The sequence below is a fragment of the Kamptonema formosum PCC 10802 genome (genome assembly GCF_000332335.1).
Classification (GTDB): domain Bacteria; phylum Cyanobacteriota; class Cyanobacteriia; order Cyanobacteriales; family Oscillatoriaceae; genus Oscillatoria.
Genome location: NZ_KB235948.1, coordinates 6,131,315 through 6,146,306, shown reverse-complemented (window position 1 = coordinate 6,146,306; position 14,992 = coordinate 6,131,315). Strand labels below are relative to the sequence as shown.

Genomic DNA, 14,992 nt, shown 5'->3' with positions numbered 1-14,992 from the left:
GGTCAAAGCAGCTTGCCTCCGGACTTGACCGCATTCTGTTTGGGGCCAAATATTAAATTTTAACCGGAAATTCTGATTCTAGCTAAAATTGGAGGCAGGAGGGCCGGCACTGCCCTTGCAGCCGCACGCCGCAGCCCCCTGGGGGCTTTGTCGGGGCTTAAAATAGTGCTAGCCACAGATTCCGCTCCACAAATTCTCCCCTGAAGGCAGGCTGCTTGATTATGAAACAGCAATCCCTGACAACTGCTACTGCCCTGTGGGCGCTCACTCTTGGCGCGACTGCCGCGTTCGCTCAGACCGGCACCCCCGGGCGCACCACCTTCGTTTGCACTCCCGACTCTGCCGGCGTCCCGACAACCTACGCGCAAACCCCGCGAGGCGCAGTGCCGGTGATTAAGTGGGTTTCCGAGCATTTCAGCGATTCCGGCTATTCCCCTCAGACGCGCTGCCAGATTGTCACTGGCCGGTTCAACACTCTCCACCGCGCCGGACGGCTGAATTACCTTAGCGCCTCGGTTCAAAACAGCCAGCCGGTGATCTGCGCCCTCAGCCAGCTCGGCGACCAGTGCACTTTACTCTACACCCTCAAGCCTGGGCAAAATCCTAATGTCGTCCTGGAACGGCTGCAGGCGGTGCGTCAGGGCGCTGCCGGCCCGCTTTTGGAAAGCAGCGATGACACTGACACTCCAGGCGACGGCACCATCGATTTTAACCAGTACCTCAACACTGCGCCGGTTGAGCAAATCGCCCCGGCACCCCTTGCAGCGCCGGCTCCCCCGAGCGCACTGGAAAAGCCCAGCGCACAGCCAGAAAAGCCCAGCGCACAGCCGGCAACCTCTCTTTGGTAATCGCCCCTGCACCAGCAGCGCTTTTGCCGCTATTTGCCGGTTGGGCCCCCCTGCTGCCGGTCAGATTCCCTCGCAGAAAAGTTATCTTCAATCTGTCAGGTTGAATGCCGGTAATATCTCGATGGTTGGGCATTGGGGCAGCCGGCGATGGGGCATTGGCAACTAAATTGCGGCAGTTCAACGATATGATATCAGGCATAAAAAGCGAGCCAGCGCTGACAGCTTTCCCCGTCTCTCGGACGGGCGCGGAACCGTTTGGGGACCGGATTTTAAATTGCACAATATAGGCTTCTTGGGCAAGACTTGGCTAACTCTATATTTTGCGAGTCTCTTACTTGAAGGTTAAGTTTTATAGCAGCAGTCATATTGGTTAGAACAATAGAAGCTTCGGGAGCGGGGCAGCAAGGGAGGCCGGAATGGAGGTTTCCTAAATGCTTACTGCTATATCTCCCGCCAATCGCCTATAAAACCTATGAAAAAACAGGGTTTCTCTTTCCCATTTTTCAGATTTCGGATTTGAACCCTCCCCATAAATAATATAAAATCCGGCAGGATAACTCTGCATAAATTCGCAAGCCATCGGGTTGCAAACCCGGGAGTGGGGGCGGGGCAGTGCCGCACTCCCAATTCAGTCCTGATTTGCCCAGGGGAGTCAGGAATCGTGCGAGACGGCTCGCCCAACGCCGGCGGCACACTCGTGGACAGCAGGAGATGACGGCATCCCGGTCAGGAGTTGCCGGCACCGGAGGGGCGCTGCCGGCAGAAAATCGCCGGCAGCTTTCTGGCACACTTGACAAGCATCAAGCGCGCACAGGGAGATTGCCGCACCTGCACGCCATTAGAAATTCTAGTACAATCTTTGTTTTGAACATCAATCATAGTGTGAGGATAAACTTTATGCACCGGCTTCGGTGTTTCGCGGTGGCGGTGACGAGTGCGTTTGGCATATTGGGTGGCATGGAACTCATGTACAGCCCCCTGACCATCGCCCCGCCGGCATCTTGTTCCTTAATTGAAACCCGCTCAGAAGGGAAATCTGTCCCGGAAGGCAAGCCAGCCGCAGATCGCCCCCAGACTGAGCCCAATCCATGCTCCACCGGCCTCGGTTTCGCGCTCTACGGAGATTACTCCCAGTCGAAAAGCCTCTCCCATTCCTATCAAGCGCTCGCCGTGCAGCTGGTGGCCACAGAAGCCCGGCTTGAGAAAAACACCTTTAACCTTTACGGCGACACCAACCGCGACGGTGAGGTCAATCAAAACGACTACCCGAACCATCAAACATGGTCCTGGCAACAAGGTGCCTTCATGCTGTTTAACAGCGACGACGATGACGGCAACGGCAGCCCCGACTGGCAAGATCGTAAGGTGAACGGCAACAGCGATGCAGACGATCTCGCCAAAATCCACTTGCAGTTGGGTGAGCGGTTTGCAGATGCTGAAGTGTTCCTGGACGCTGACGAGAAATCCCGCCCCTATATCAACATCTTCCAAAAAACCCAAAGCGGATGGCTGCCAGTTAGCTTTGACGGCGAGAAGTCCCTCGAGTACAGCCGCGAGATTGTCCTCGGGGTGGAGGCTAAACAATTCGCCAACCGCAACTGGAACGGCTCCCTCACCCTCAAGGCGAGCGCTCGGCAAAACGGCAAGACACTCGCCTCAGATACTGTGCGCCTGCGCGTAGTTCCTTGGATTATGCTGCCCAACACCGCGCCGGTTAAGGAACTTTACGTCAGCCAGCGCGGCGCAGCCAACCAGCAGTTTGTCTCCCAAATCAAAACCGGTGTGGAAGCCACCGGCGCTAAGGTTAATATCGTGCCCGGAGGCACCGTCTGGAAGCAAGATACAATGGAAATTGGCTACGTCCAGTTCCCCGCTAAGTCTTCTGTCCGCGAAATCAATGTCGTCCTCAACGGCAATCGCGGTTGGGTGGCGGACACCTTTGCCCGCAACCTCCTCGACAGGGACTTCGGCTGGTTTCAAGTTGGCAAGCCGCGAGCCCTCGACCCCCTCAACCAGTGGACAGACTGGTACGGCAACCTGGAAGTGACTCCCCCCCTCCCGGGCTACCCCCTGGGCCGAATTTATTACGGCAAGTCCGATACGGTTTCCTTTCACCCGGATGTGGCAGATTTTCTGAAAGCTCAGGAACTTCAAGGCCCGCCGGTGGTGATTGACACGTCTTGGCTGGCGATTCGCCACGTAGACGAGATTGTAAGCTTTATTCCCTCGCCATCCGGAAAACCACTCATGATGATTGTCAGCCCGGAGGAGGGAGTTAAACTCCTGAAAGAACTCGATAAAAAAGGATACGGCAACCAACTGATCAATCGCGGCTTGAGTACCGAAACAACCGTGAGATCGGCGCTCAATAGCAAGAACTTGATCCAGTACAATCTCAAGCTGCAAACCGAGAAAATCAACCCCATCATCGCCAAACTCAAACGCGAGTTTAAACTCACGGACAGTCAAATTATCCGGATTCCCGCCATGTTCAATTACGGGGGCTCGGCGTTTTGGTCAAATATGGTCAACTCGGTGGCCGTGAATGGCAAACTGATGGTGTCGAATCCGCGCGGGGCCCTGATCGGTGGCAAAGACTACACCCAGGAGGCGTTCCGCAAACGGGTGGCGCGCTCCGCACTCAAGGTCTATTTTCTAGATGACCGCTACTATCAGGAACTCAGGGGCAACACCCACTGCGCCACCAACACCAGGCGCAAGGGATTCGCTGAGCCGTTCTGGAAGGCTTTGCCCTCTACCGAGGCCCAACGCTGATTCCTGGGGCGCGAGAAACCCGGTTTCTTTGAGAAACCGGGTTTTTTCGCAGCATCTGCCATAAAGCAGTGCTATTTTTATAACAAAAGCGTTACGGACTGGAACCAATGGCACCGGCACTCCTGAACAACCGCTATCGCACCATCCGCCTGTTGGGAAGCGGGGGGTTTGGCGAAACCTTCCTCGCTGAAGACACTTACATGCCTTCAACGCGCCGGTGCGTGATAAAGCAGCTCAAACCCGCCACCGGCAACCCCCAGATTTACCAGCTGGTTCGAGATCGCTTCCAGCGGGAAGCAGCTGTTTTGGAAGAACTCGGCGAGGGCAGCAGTCAGATTCCCAAGCTGTACGCCTACTTCTCGGAAGGGGGGCAGTTTTATTTAGTTCAGGAATGGATCGAGGGCGTCACCCTCAGCGATACCGTGCGGGCACAGGGCAAGCTCGGGGAAAGTCAAGTCCGGGGAATAGTGGTCAGCCTGCTGCCGGTGCTCAATTACATCCACAGCCAGCGCATCGTCCACCGCGATATCAAGCCGGACAATATCATTTTGCGCCAGCGCGACGGGGTGCCGGTGCTGATAGACTTCGGCGCGGTGAAGGAAGCGATGGGGGCGGCGCTCAATACCCAAGGCAACCCCACCAACTCGATTGTGATTGGCACTCCCGGGTTTATGCCCTCGGAACAAGCAGCAGGCAGACCCCTTTTCTCCAGCGATCTGTACTCTCTAGCGCTGACGGCAATTTTCCTGCTCACCGGCAGGACTCCCCAACAGCTGGAAGTGGACCCCCGCACCGGCGAGTTTGTCTGGCACCGGCACGCAAGCCATATCACCCCGGGCTTTGTGGCGGTGCTGGATAAGGCGATTCAGTCTCACCCGCGAGATCGCTACCACAACGCGCCAGCAATGCTTTCCGCCTTGCAATCCCTCCCCGCCGCACCGGCAGCGCCGGCACGGGCAGGCAATATGTCTCAAATGCAGACGCAGGCGGTTTCCCCGGGTTTTAATCGGGGCACCGTAGCGGCGCAACCACCGCAATCTGCAGGTGAGGGCGACTGGCACAAGCCGGCAATTGTCGGCGGAATTGTGGGTGCGTTTGCGCTCATCGGGTTGCTTGTGGCTCAATCTCAACCGTCCGGGGTGGGCTCAGGGAGTGCCGGTACAGGATCGACGCCGGTGCGACCAGATAAGCCGGCAGCAAAGCCCACAAAAAAACCGCCGGCGATTTCCAGCCCCGAACCAAAGCAGCCTGACAGCGAAATCGTAAAAGTTGACATTCAGCGAGTTACTTTCAGTCTCGGTTCCACCGGCACGACGGTGAGAGGCTCTGTCGCCCCCGGAGAAATCAAACGCTACCAGGTGAAGAGCGCTAAAGGGCAGCAGTTTACGGTAATAATTTTAAAAGGGAATGTAAAAGTGGAGGTGTATGACCAGCTAGACCAAAAGCTGGGAACGGCGAGCGGGAGCAACAGTGAGTGGACCGGCACACTGCCAAGTTCCGGTGACTACAATGTTGAAATTACCTCTCATAATACCTCGAAATATGCGGTGCGGATTGAGGTTTTGTACACAGATGCGTCCGCCGGTGCGAATCTTAAGCCCTCAGCGCCGGCTGTTTCTAATTCCAGACCCTACCCAGAGCTAGCGGTGCGAGATTATTACTCCAATCTTATCAATAACCGCCAGTACGATAAAGGATGGACGAAGCTGTCTTACGACTTCAAAAGAAATCACTCGCGTGACAGTTTCGCTTCCTATCAGGACTGGTGGCAGCAGGTCGATCGCGTGGATCTGCAGGACGTAAATCTGGTGCAATCTGACGCTAAGTCAGCTGTGGTGGATGTCCGGCTGGCATACATTATGAAAGATGGCCGGGTTGCGCCTGAGTCTCAGCGTTTATCCCTGATTTGGGATGCGGCAACTAGCACCTGGCTGATTGACGACACAAGCTACAGGTAGGGGATTGGGCATGGGGCATGGGGCATGGTACATGGCAGAAACCCGGTTTCTTAAATAAACCGGGTTTCTCAGTAGTTTCTCAGTACCTCACTAATATGAGAAACGCTATATCTCTTGCCCGGCGGTCAAATTGCCAAGGCCAAAACCGCCCAGACAGATATTATGATTAATTGCCCGGAGATGAACTCAGGGGCGGATTGTGTAAATTTTTGATAAATTTGGCAGAAAACGCGCCAGGATCTGCTAGACTCAGGGCTATCTTTAAAACCGACGTGGTAGCTTCCGATGACACCGGCACTGTTGAACAACCGCTATCGCATTATTAAGCCACTGGGCGCAGGGGGGTTTGGCGAAACTTTTCTGGCGGAAGACACCCAGATGCCCTCTAGCCGCCGCTGCGTGATCAAGCAACTGAAGCCGGTGGCGAACAATCCCCAGATATACCAGCTGGTGCGGGATAGGTTCGCGCGAGAGGCGGCGATTTTGGAAGAGTTGGGCGAGGGGAACAGTCAAATTCCCCGGCTGTACGCTTACTTTTCAGAAGGGGACGGGTTCTATTTGGTGCAAGAGTGGGTGGACGGAGAAACGCTCAGCCAGAAGTTGGAAACGTCTGGGGTGATGAGTGAGAGTTCAGTCAGGGCGTTTTTGGTGAGTGTGCTGCCGGTGCTGGAGTTTGTCCACAGCAAGCGGATTGTGCACCGGGATATTAAGCCGGACAATATTATTGTGCGCCGGCGGGATGGGGTGCCGGTGCTGATTGACTTCGGCGCGGTGAAGGAAACAATGGGAACGGTGGTGAATTCTCAGGGGAATGCCACGAGTTCGATTGTGATAGGAACTCCGGGGTTTATGCCTTCGGAACAGGCGGCGGGGCGACCTTTATATTCTAGCGATTTGTACAGTTTGGGGCTGACGGCGATTTATTTGCTAACGGGGAAATGGCCACAAGAATTGGCAGATCCGGTTGCGGGGGAATTTGTTTGGCACCGGCACGCTTCGAGGGTGAGTCCGGAATTGGCAGCGGTGCTGGATAAGGCGACTCAATTTAATCCGCGACAGCGCTATACTGCGGCGCGGGAAATGCTGGACGCTTTGCAGCAACCATTGCAGCAACCGACAGTGCCGGTGTCTCCGACTGTGCCTTCTGGTGTGCCGGTGTCTCGTTCATTGGAGGTGCCGATAAGTGCGCCTTCGGGTGGGGGAGATTGGCAAAAGGCGGCAATTGTGGGAGGGATTGTTGGGGCTTGTGTCATAATTGGTTTGGCCATCACCAGACCTCAACCAAATTCGCCGCCTCGTGAAAGTGATGCCGGTTCTTTTTATTTTTTGGCAGATTCTGCCTTTCGAGATCAGAACAATGCCGAGAGCCGGTTGCAAACGCTGAAATCGTCTGGGTATAGGGAAGCCAGTCAATTTTGGATACCGGATTACCCCAATCTATCTGGCAGCCCTTTGTGGCAGGTTTATGTGGCCAAGTTCCCCGACAGCGCCAGCTGTGCTGAGATGCTGAGGGATTACCAGCAAAAAAAGCCGGATGCCTACTGCGATTTGGCGAGTAAAGAGCGCAGCGCACCTGCCGGCAGGTTACAAGCAGGTGAAGCCGGTTCGCCCCCGTCGCAAGCTTCGTCTAAACCGTCGCCGGAACAAGCTGTGCGAGATTACTATGCAATGATTAATAGCCGCAATTATCAAACAGGGTGGGGCAAGCTGTCTGGGAAATTTCAAAGTAAATATTCGGAGAATAGCTACGAGGCTTATGCCGGCTGGTGGGAAAAGGTTCAGCAAGTGGATATCCGGCAAGTGACGCTTGTAGAGTCGGGCGGGGATTCAGCTACAGTGGATGCCGCCATAGCGTACTTGATGAAAGATGGGCGTGTCATTCCTGATTCTATTCGCATCCAGCTGGTGTGGGATGCGCAAACCGGCAGCTGGCTGTTTGACGACAGAATCAAAAAGTCCGGTTGATTTCTCGTTCCCAGCCTAGGGCTGGGAACGCTGTCTCCAGAGGATTTGCCTCTAGTCACGCACTTCAATTAAGGCTTGCTTGCGGCGATGTCTGGCATAGAGTTGAAAGAACACTGCCAGGGCGGCGGTTATCCCGACAAGCGCCCAGATAGTGGCGCTGACTGGCAAAGTGTTCTTGAACACCGCCAGCAAAACAATGGCTAGCAAAAGGACTGTGGGAACTTCGTTCAGCCCCCTCATTTGCTGGCTGCTCCAGGTAAACTTTTCGGCGGCTAGCTGTTTCATAAGCCTGCCGCAGTAAAAGTGATAGGCCATTAAAACAGCGACCAAAACCAGCTTAAATTGCAACCAGACGTCTTGCAGGAGTTGCGGTGCTGTTACGAGCAGAGCGATTGCCATGCCGACGCTTAACACCATGCCTGGGGTTGTGATCAGGTTATAAAGGCGTTTTTCCATCAGCTGGTACTGCTCCTTGAGAATCTGGCGAGCCGGTTCTGGCTTCTCCTCGGCTTCGACATGATACACGAAAAGGCGCACCAAGTAAAACAAGCCGGCAAACCAAACCACAATTCCGATGATGTGAAATGCTTTAAACCAGAGATAAGCCATGAATTGTCTCCTTTTTAACTGGCCGAGCTAGCAGTGTGGGCTTTAGCTCGGACTGCCAACTTACAGTTTACTGCAGGATCGCCAACTTAAATGATGCTGTTGGCGAATGAACGCGGGGTATTATATCATGTCCGGTAGCACCGCTGTTGCACCCTGGGTGGGGGCGGGTTTATTCATATTCTGCTGGCTCGCCAGAAATATCTTGCTAGAACCCGCCCCTACAAGGCTATGCACACACAACCCATGCCAGCGGATATGATATTACCCCCGCGCCGGTGGCAGCGCTGAATTGCCAGGAGAGGCGGAGCCGGAGCCTCCTTTGAGTTGTTCCCAGGCGAAGCCTGGGAACGAGGAAAGTTTACTGTGCGCTCGCCAACTTAAATCGACCGCGAAAGTGTTTTTGCACCCCGGTTGTGAGCGTGAGCGTCAAAGATCACCGCAATATTTCTGACGAGCAATCTGCCGAGAGGCGTCACCTCAAGGCGCTGGGGCGAGGCTTTCACTAAGCCATCCTGTTCGAGGGGTTGAAGAGACTCCAGTTCTGCCGCGAAATAAGCGTCGAAATTAATGCCGTACTTGGATTCAATGTCGGATTTCTCTAGCAGGAAGTTCGACATGATTTGCATGATCACATCTCGCCGGAGAATGTCCTCCCGACTCAGCTGGATGCCGTGGCTGACGGGTAAATTACCTTCGTCAATGGCTCGGTAATAGTCTTTTAAGCGCTTGTGGTTTTGAACGTAAGTATCTTCCATCATGCCGATGGATGTCAAGCCAAACCCAAACAGTTCGGCTTTGGGTTGGGTGGTGTAGCCTTGGAAATTCCGTTTCAGGCTGCGGTTCCGCTGGGCAATGGTGAGCTCATCCTGGGGTTTGGCAAAGTGATCCATGCCAATAAAGACATATCCCCGATCCGTCAGTTCTTGGATGGCCATTTGCCAGATTTCTAGTTTCTCCTGCGCCTGCGGTAAGGCAAACTGCGGGATGTTTTTTTGGACAGGTTTGAGGGAGGGAACATAAGCGAAGTTAAAGATGGCAATGCGGTTCGGGTCTAGCTGAACCGTCTTTTTTACCGTTTCCCGAAAGGTTTCTACGGTTTGATAGGGAAGCCCGTATATCAGGTCTACGTTGACGCTTTCAAACCCGGCTTCTTTAATCCAGCCCATAACTTCAAAGAGCATTGCTTCCGGCTGGACGCGGTTGACTGCTTCTTGGACTTTCGGGTTGAAGTCCTGAATGCCAAAGCTGATGCGATTGAAGCCCAGGGACTTTAATAAGAAAATGTAGTTCCTGTCGGCGTATCGGGGGTTAATCTCGATAGAAATTTCTGGCCGGTCCTCGAAGGTGAAGTGGCGGTTGATGGCTGTCCACAGGGATTCCACTTCTGGCATGGACAAGTAATTCGGCGTGCCCCCTCCCCAGTGCAGTTGCGCCACTTTTCGGCTGGGGTCAATCAGGGCTGAGGTGGCTGCAATTTCTCGCGCTAAATATTGCAGGTAATTGCCGGCCAGTTTTGTGCTGTTCGATACCAGGACGTTGCAGCCGCAAAAATAGCAGGCGCTGTGGCAAAAGGGCAGGTGAAAGTATAGGGAGAGGGGCGACTGTCGCTGGTTGGACGCCGCTATCGCCAGCCGATAGTCGAGTTGGGAAAAATTTTCTTTTAATTCGGTTGCCGGTGGGTAGCTGGTGTATCTCGGCACCGGCATGTCGTACTTTTTAATCAAATCAAAGTCAAACGTCACATCTTGAGCGCAAAAGACCATCTAATTTGCCTCCTAGTCCAGATCCGGGGTGCCGGCGGGTATGGGCTAGCGCCCTTGGATGGGGCGGGTAGCCATGACTTCTTATAGAACACTATATCGCTTCGCAGTGATGAATCTTGTAATAATTCTTAACATAGACCCCGCGCCGGCACCGGCACGCCCCTGGGTGCGGGGAGGGAGCGAGCGCAGAAAAGCCTTACTGCTTTAAGAGCCCGCCGATTGGGCTAAAGCCCAACTACAAACCTGGCCATCGGGCGGCTTTTTCAGAGCCCGCTGATTGGGCTAAAGCCCAACTACAAACCTCTGTAGGCTCTTTCACGTTTTCTTGATAAACACTCTCTAATCGTGTTAATCGTGAACCGAGCCATCAGGCATAATTGCCCCTTCCAGGTTGGCATTTTTCAGCAAAGTTCGGGTTAAGTCAGCTCCCCGAAGATTCGCTTTGCGCAAATTCACCCCAGTGAAGTCAGCATAGCTGAGATCCGCACCCTGCAAGCTGGCTTCGCTGAAGTCTGTCTGGCAGAATTTGTCTTTTTCCCAGACCGCTAAAATGCTTCGGCAAAGCTTAGCTCCCTCCAGATTAGCCCTGTGCAGGATCGCCCCGCTTAAGTTCGCGTAGCTGAGATTGGCACCGCTCAAAATTGCGTATCTCAGGTCGGTTGGGTGTGCGGAATTGGGACGGAGGTCGGCTTCAAATAGCAGAGCGTTTGAGAGATCCGCGCCGCTCAAATTACACCCAGACAAACACGCCTTAGTGAGTTTTGCTTCCTGCAAGCGGGCGTTCGTCAAGTTGGCTCCAGTTAGCTCGGTTTCTCGCAACTCCGCTTGGCGCAAGTTGGCTTCGCTCAAATCTGTCCCCCACAGAATCGCCTCACTCAGATTCGCTTGGCTGAGATTCGCCTGAGAGAGATTGGCTTGACCCAGCCGCGCTTCCCGCAGGTCAGCGTGGCTGAGGTTAGCGCCTGTCAGATTGAGATGAACTAAGTTCGCTTCCCGGAACTCCGCCCCAGACAATTCCGCGCCAGAAAAATTCCTTTTGCCGGCTGCATATTCTCTGAAAAATTCGCTGGCATCCATGTCATTAAAAAGACTCCTGCAAAAGTTTGATCTGCTGTAACTGCTGATTTTGTTGCTGCATTTGAATGAAAAGAGAGTCGCAGACGAGATCGCACAGTTCAAACAGGAAAGGATTGGCGATTTCGTAATACACGCTCGTGCCTTGCTGAGTCCGAGTCACGATGCCGGCTGTAGCCAAGACCTTTAGATGCTTGGAGACATTGGCTTGCCCCAAACCGGTCTCTTCGATGATTTGCGAGACGTTTTTTGGCCCACACTTGAGACTGCAAACAATTTGCAACCGGCTGGCTTCTGACAAAACCTTGAAAAAGTCCGCCATTAGGGATAGAGCGGCGGGGGGCAGTTTAGACAGTCCGCACTCTTGTTGGGGAGCTTGCGCCACGACAGTCGGTTTCTTCAAGGAAGTTTTTGGCATAGCGAGTCAGGGGAAGTTTTAATTCAGGACTAGACTAGCCTACCATATTACCACATAGAAGTACAGCCGGCACGAAACAACCGGCAATTCTACTGGTTTGGCGGTGCCGGTGGGGGGAGCACGTTCATCGGCGCTTGAAAGTCGGCGGAGCCGGCACAGCGGCGTTCCGGAGCGGGGTGCCGGCTGCCGGCACAGCGGCGTTCCCAGCCTGAACCCCGGAACGAGGGGCGGAATTTTACGGAATGTTAATTTTCATAGCCGGCCAGTTGATTATTTACCCAAATGAGATAAATTATTAACAATACTCCTCAGCCCCGTTAGCTGGGGCGCTTTTATTTCCGGGGGAAAACAGCCCGCACCGGCTGGCTAAACGGCTTTGCTGTATTTGTGTAGTTGAGGGACGTGCATGGAACTAATTAAGCGGACTTCGCTTTACTTTCGAGAAGGGGCTTCCGACAAAGTTTATGAAGTGGATCTCTACCGGCTGGGGGAGAATCGCTATACTGTGAACTTTCGTTACGGACGCCGGGGCGCAAAGCTGAAGGAAGGGACAAAAACCGAGCAGCCGGTTCCCCTAGCGCAAGCTGAGCGAGTTTTTGATAAATTGGTGGGGGAAAAAGTCAAGAAAGGCTATCAGGAAATGCCGCCGGCACGCACCGGACCGGCATCTAGCGAACCCGCGCCAAACGCACCGGTTGCCGGCAATCCGCGACACCAGGCAATACTGAACCGGCTGGCGAGACGGGATAATAATAAATGGCCGGTAGAGAGGGCGATTTGGCGTGCCGGTGAGCTGCAAATCCCGGAAGCCACATCACTGCTCATTCAGCTGATTGGCACCGGCGAACCGCTGAGAAATTACTGCATTGCCTGGGCGCTAGGCTGGTGCGGGGACGAGAGTGCGATTGCTCCCCTGCAACGTCTCTGCGACAGCTCAAATCCGGAATTTGTGCGCCGCATTGCTTGGGAAGCGCGGTTTAAGCTGTTTGGCGAGCCGGTGCGGCAAGAAATGCGAGCCGGGAAAATAGAGCAACTGCCTTCTGAATTGCGGGACTTAGCTCGAAATGGCTCGTCTGAGGCGTTTTTAGCGGCACTTCGCGCCTATCTAGATGGGGGAGACAGCACGCATTTTGCTGTCCTCGATGCGATTTATCAAATCGATAATGAACATGTGCGCCCAGCACTGCTCTCTGTTTTGCGCGACGCGCCGGTGAAACCCAATTACTTCCGGCAGATTCGCCACATTTTCAAAATGGCTGAATACCGGCACGATGCAGAAGTTTTCGGCACCCTCGCCTACCGGTTTGAGAGAGAATCGGGGATGTTTCACAGCGACACGAATTTCATTCGGCTCCCAGACGGCACATATTTGAGGAGGCGTGAGTGGAACTACAATACTGCAAAAGGCCGGCACGAACAAGTTCAAGGCACTGAGTTCGAGCGGGAAATGCAGAGCCCTAACTGCAGAATTGCTTACAGTGACAGGACTCGCGAATATCTGCGCCGGCGCGTGTGGCGCACGCTGGAGCAACTCGCTGAAGAGGGCGATCCGGACTATGTGAGAATGGCTGCCGGTGTTTTGCTCGTGTATTCCGATGCTGACGCTCAGGAAGTCAGGCACTCAAATGTGTACCGGTGGGAGCGCTCTACCTGGCGCACTATCGTCTCCCAGAGCAATTGGGATGTTTATGCCGGCTATCTCACCTTTAATCACATTCTCTATGAAAACAGTCCGCGCTATGAGTTAAAGCCGGGTTCCCAAGCGTGGCGCTGTCAGGACAATTATACTCCGGGAAATCCGGAACCGCAAGTGCGGGAGGAGGCGTTTCCGGAACTTTGGGAGCGACACCCAGAGGCGCTGCTGGAATTGCTTTTGCAAAGCAACTGTCGCCCGGTTCACCAGTTTGCTGCTAAAGCCATGCGAGCCTGCCGGCAATTTTGTGCTGAGCTGAATATTGAGACAGTAATCGCACTTTTGGGCAAAACTTATGAAGTGACGGCGCTGCTGGGGTTTGAGCTGGCTAGGGAGCGCTACAACCCCGCCGAACCCAACCGGCAGTTGGTTTTGGCTGCTGTCAATTGCGTGTCGCTAGAAGCTCGGGCGCAAGCTTATCGGTGGATTGAAGAGCAGCGGGAGCGCTTTTTTGAAGAGAGCGATTTTATTGCGGCTTTAGTGACAAGTTCGCAAGCTGACACGCGCCGGTTCGCCCGCCGGCTCCTGGGTTCTTCAATTTTGAGCGACACGACTGCGAGGGTGCTGATTGGGCGCATTATTGTGGCGCTGCTGGCACTTGAGCCAAGCCAAGCCGAACTGGCGAAAGAAATTGGGGAAACGCTGCTGGCTAGTTTCACGCCGCAGTTGCGGAATTTGGGATTTGGGGTTATCCTTGATTTGCTGGCGCACCCGATGCCAGAAATTCAGGAGTTGGGGGCGAGGATTTTGCTCAATCACGAGATGAGGGCGGTTGACTTGCCGGCAGATTTGATAGAATCGCTTCTGGCGTCGCCGCATGAGCCGGTACGCGCAATTGGGGTGAGGCTTTTTGGGCAATTGCCGGATGAGAGGCTGATGAGCGATCGCTCGTTTATTATTGCAATGGCGGTGAGTGCTGCCGGTGAGCTGCGCAGCGCTATCCGCCCAGCAATTCGGCGCTTGGCAAGCAATTATCCCGAGTTTGGGTTGGGGCTTGCCGGTGATTTTATTGAGATTTTGGTAGTGCCAGAAAGGCATGAAGGCGTTCACGCGGATGTGGTGCGCGTCATGCGGGAAGACATACCGGGGTGGGTGTCGCGGATTAGCGAGGAGACGGCGATGCGGCTAGTGGGCGCGAAGTCTGGCGCTGTGCAAGAATTGGGGGGGTTGGTGCTCAAGGAAAATCGGGACAGGTTTGTTGGGGGGTTGGAGACGAGCGAAATTGTCAAACTTGCCGGTCACGAGGTTTTGTCTGTGCGGGAAGCGGCGCGAGAGATGTTTGGGGAAATTTTAGGCCGGCTGCGCGGGAACTCGCAGGAAATGCTCGCTGGGGTGCGGTTGCTGGAGTCGAAGTGGGAGGATTCGCGGGAGTTTGCCCGCCGGATTTTCAGCACGGAATTTTCTGCGGAAGACTGGATGCCAGAGGTGATGGTGAGTGTGTGCGACAGCGTTCGGGAAGATGTGCGGGTGTTTGGGCGGGATTTGGTGAGGCGCAATTTTCAGGAGGGTTATGGGGAAGAGTATTTGCTGAAGTTCTCGGAACATCCGAGTGGGGACATGCAGGTGTTTGCTACGAATTATTTGGAGAGTTACGCTGCCGATAATGCCGACCGGCTGCGAGAGTTGGTGCCCTATTTTGTGACGGTGCTGTGTCAGGTGAATCGGGGGCGCGTGGCGAAAGGGCGGATTTTTAAGTTTTTGGATAAGGAGGCGCAAAAGAGTGAGGAGGCGGCGCGGATTGTGGCGGAAATTCTGACGCGCCAGTCGGTGACGCTGGCGATTGGGGATAAGGCGACGGCGGTTGAGATCATGGTGAGGATTCGCCGGCGATTTCCGGGGATTGAGTTACCGATTCAGGTGAAGCCGGTTTCGGAGGTGAGGAGTTAGGG

The 14,992-nt window shown here is 54.4% G+C and carries 9 protein-coding genes; 5 read left to right on the top strand and 4 right to left on the bottom strand.

Annotation, left to right across the window (positions count from 1 at the left end):
• Positions 1 to 221: 221 nt before the first annotated feature.
• From OSC10802_RS42015 to OSC10802_RS0127050, 4 genes are all read left to right on the top strand, one after another.
• Positions 222 to 848, top strand: coding sequence for a COP23 domain-containing protein (locus OSC10802_RS42015; protein ID WP_017719913.1), 627 nt, complete (start codon positions 222 to 224; stop codon positions 846 to 848).
• Between the two features lie 612 nt (positions 849 to 1,460).
• Complete coding sequence (locus OSC10802_RS42010; RefSeq protein ID WP_232731762.1) at positions 1,461 to 3,623, top strand: protein-arginine deiminase domain-containing protein; 2,163 nt, start codon at positions 1,461 to 1,463, stop codon at positions 3,621 to 3,623.
• A gap of 107 nt (positions 3,624 to 3,730) precedes the next feature.
• Entirely contained in the window at positions 3,731 to 5,581 is a 1,851-nt protein-coding gene (locus OSC10802_RS0127055) for a serine/threonine-protein kinase (protein ID WP_017719909.1), read from the top strand.
• Positions 5,582 to 5,866: 285 nt separating this feature from the next.
• Positions 5,867 to 7,546 carry a serine/threonine-protein kinase gene (locus tag OSC10802_RS0127050; RefSeq protein WP_017719908.1) on the top strand — a complete coding sequence of 560 codons (1,680 nt, stop codon included), beginning with the start codon at positions 5,867 to 5,869 and terminating at the stop codon, positions 7,544 to 7,546.
• Positions 7,547 to 7,597: 51 nt separating this feature from the next.
• On the opposite strand, the gene hemJ is transcribed toward OSC10802_RS0127050, so the two are convergent.
• The 4 genes from hemJ to OSC10802_RS0127030 all read right to left on the bottom strand — a co-directional run bounded on the left by hemJ (position 7,598) and on the right by OSC10802_RS0127030 (position 11,410).
• The gene (gene hemJ, locus OSC10802_RS0127045) at positions 7,598 to 8,155 is read right to left on the bottom strand and encodes a protoporphyrinogen oxidase HemJ (protein WP_017719907.1); all 558 of its coding nucleotides are present in this window, start codon (positions 8,153 to 8,155) and stop codon (positions 7,598 to 7,600) included.
• A gap of 377 nt (positions 8,156 to 8,532) precedes the next feature.
• The gene (hemN, locus tag OSC10802_RS0127040; protein WP_017719906.1) at positions 8,533 to 9,918 is read right to left on the bottom strand and encodes an oxygen-independent coproporphyrinogen III oxidase; all 1,386 of its coding nucleotides are present in this window, start codon (positions 9,916 to 9,918) and stop codon (positions 8,533 to 8,535) included.
• A 348-nt stretch (positions 9,919 to 10,266) separates the two neighbouring features.
• The gene (gene hetL / locus OSC10802_RS0127035; RefSeq protein WP_017719905.1) at positions 10,267 to 10,995 is read right to left on the bottom strand and encodes a heterocyst differentiation pentapeptide repeat protein HetL; all 729 of its coding nucleotides are present in this window, start codon (positions 10,993 to 10,995) and stop codon (positions 10,267 to 10,269) included.
• Positions 10,996 to 10,999: 4 nt separating this feature from the next.
• Positions 11,000 to 11,410, bottom strand: coding sequence for an ArsR/SmtB family transcription factor (locus tag OSC10802_RS0127030; protein ID WP_017719904.1), 411 nt, complete (start codon positions 11,408 to 11,410; stop codon positions 11,000 to 11,002).
• Positions 11,411 to 11,816: 406 nt separating this feature from the next.
• On the opposite strand from OSC10802_RS0127030, the gene OSC10802_RS0127025 reads away from it, so the two are divergent.
• Positions 11,817 to 14,990 (top strand): HEAT repeat domain-containing protein, encoded by a 3,174-nt coding sequence (locus OSC10802_RS0127025; protein ID WP_017719903.1) that lies wholly within the window; start codon positions 11,817 to 11,819, stop codon positions 14,988 to 14,990.
• Positions 14,991 to 14,992: the final 2 nt, after the last annotated feature.

Coding starts and splice junctions, on each gene's coding strand:
- OSC10802_RS0127030 (WP_017719904.1), bottom strand. CDS start 11,410: ATGCCAAAAACTTCCTTGAAGAAACCGACTGTCGTGGCGCAAGCTCCC.
- OSC10802_RS42015 (WP_017719913.1), top strand. CDS start 222: ATGAAACAGCAATCCCTGACAACTGCTACTGCCCTGTGGGCGCTCACT.
- OSC10802_RS0127025 (WP_017719903.1), top strand. CDS start 11,817: ATGGAACTAATTAAGCGGACTTCGCTTTACTTTCGAGAAGGGGCTTCC.
- OSC10802_RS0127050 (WP_017719908.1), top strand. CDS start 5,867: ATGACACCGGCACTGTTGAACAACCGCTATCGCATTATTAAGCCACTG.
- OSC10802_RS0127055 (WP_017719909.1), top strand. CDS start 3,731: ATGGCACCGGCACTCCTGAACAACCGCTATCGCACCATCCGCCTGTTG.
- hemN (WP_017719906.1), bottom strand. CDS start 9,918: ATGGTCTTTTGCGCTCAAGATGTGACGTTTGACTTTGATTTGATTAAA.
- hetL (WP_017719905.1), bottom strand. CDS start 10,995: ATGGATGCCAGCGAATTTTTCAGAGAATATGCAGCCGGCAAAAGGAAT.
- hemJ (WP_017719907.1), bottom strand. CDS start 8,155: ATGGCTTATCTCTGGTTTAAAGCATTTCACATCATCGGAATTGTGGTT.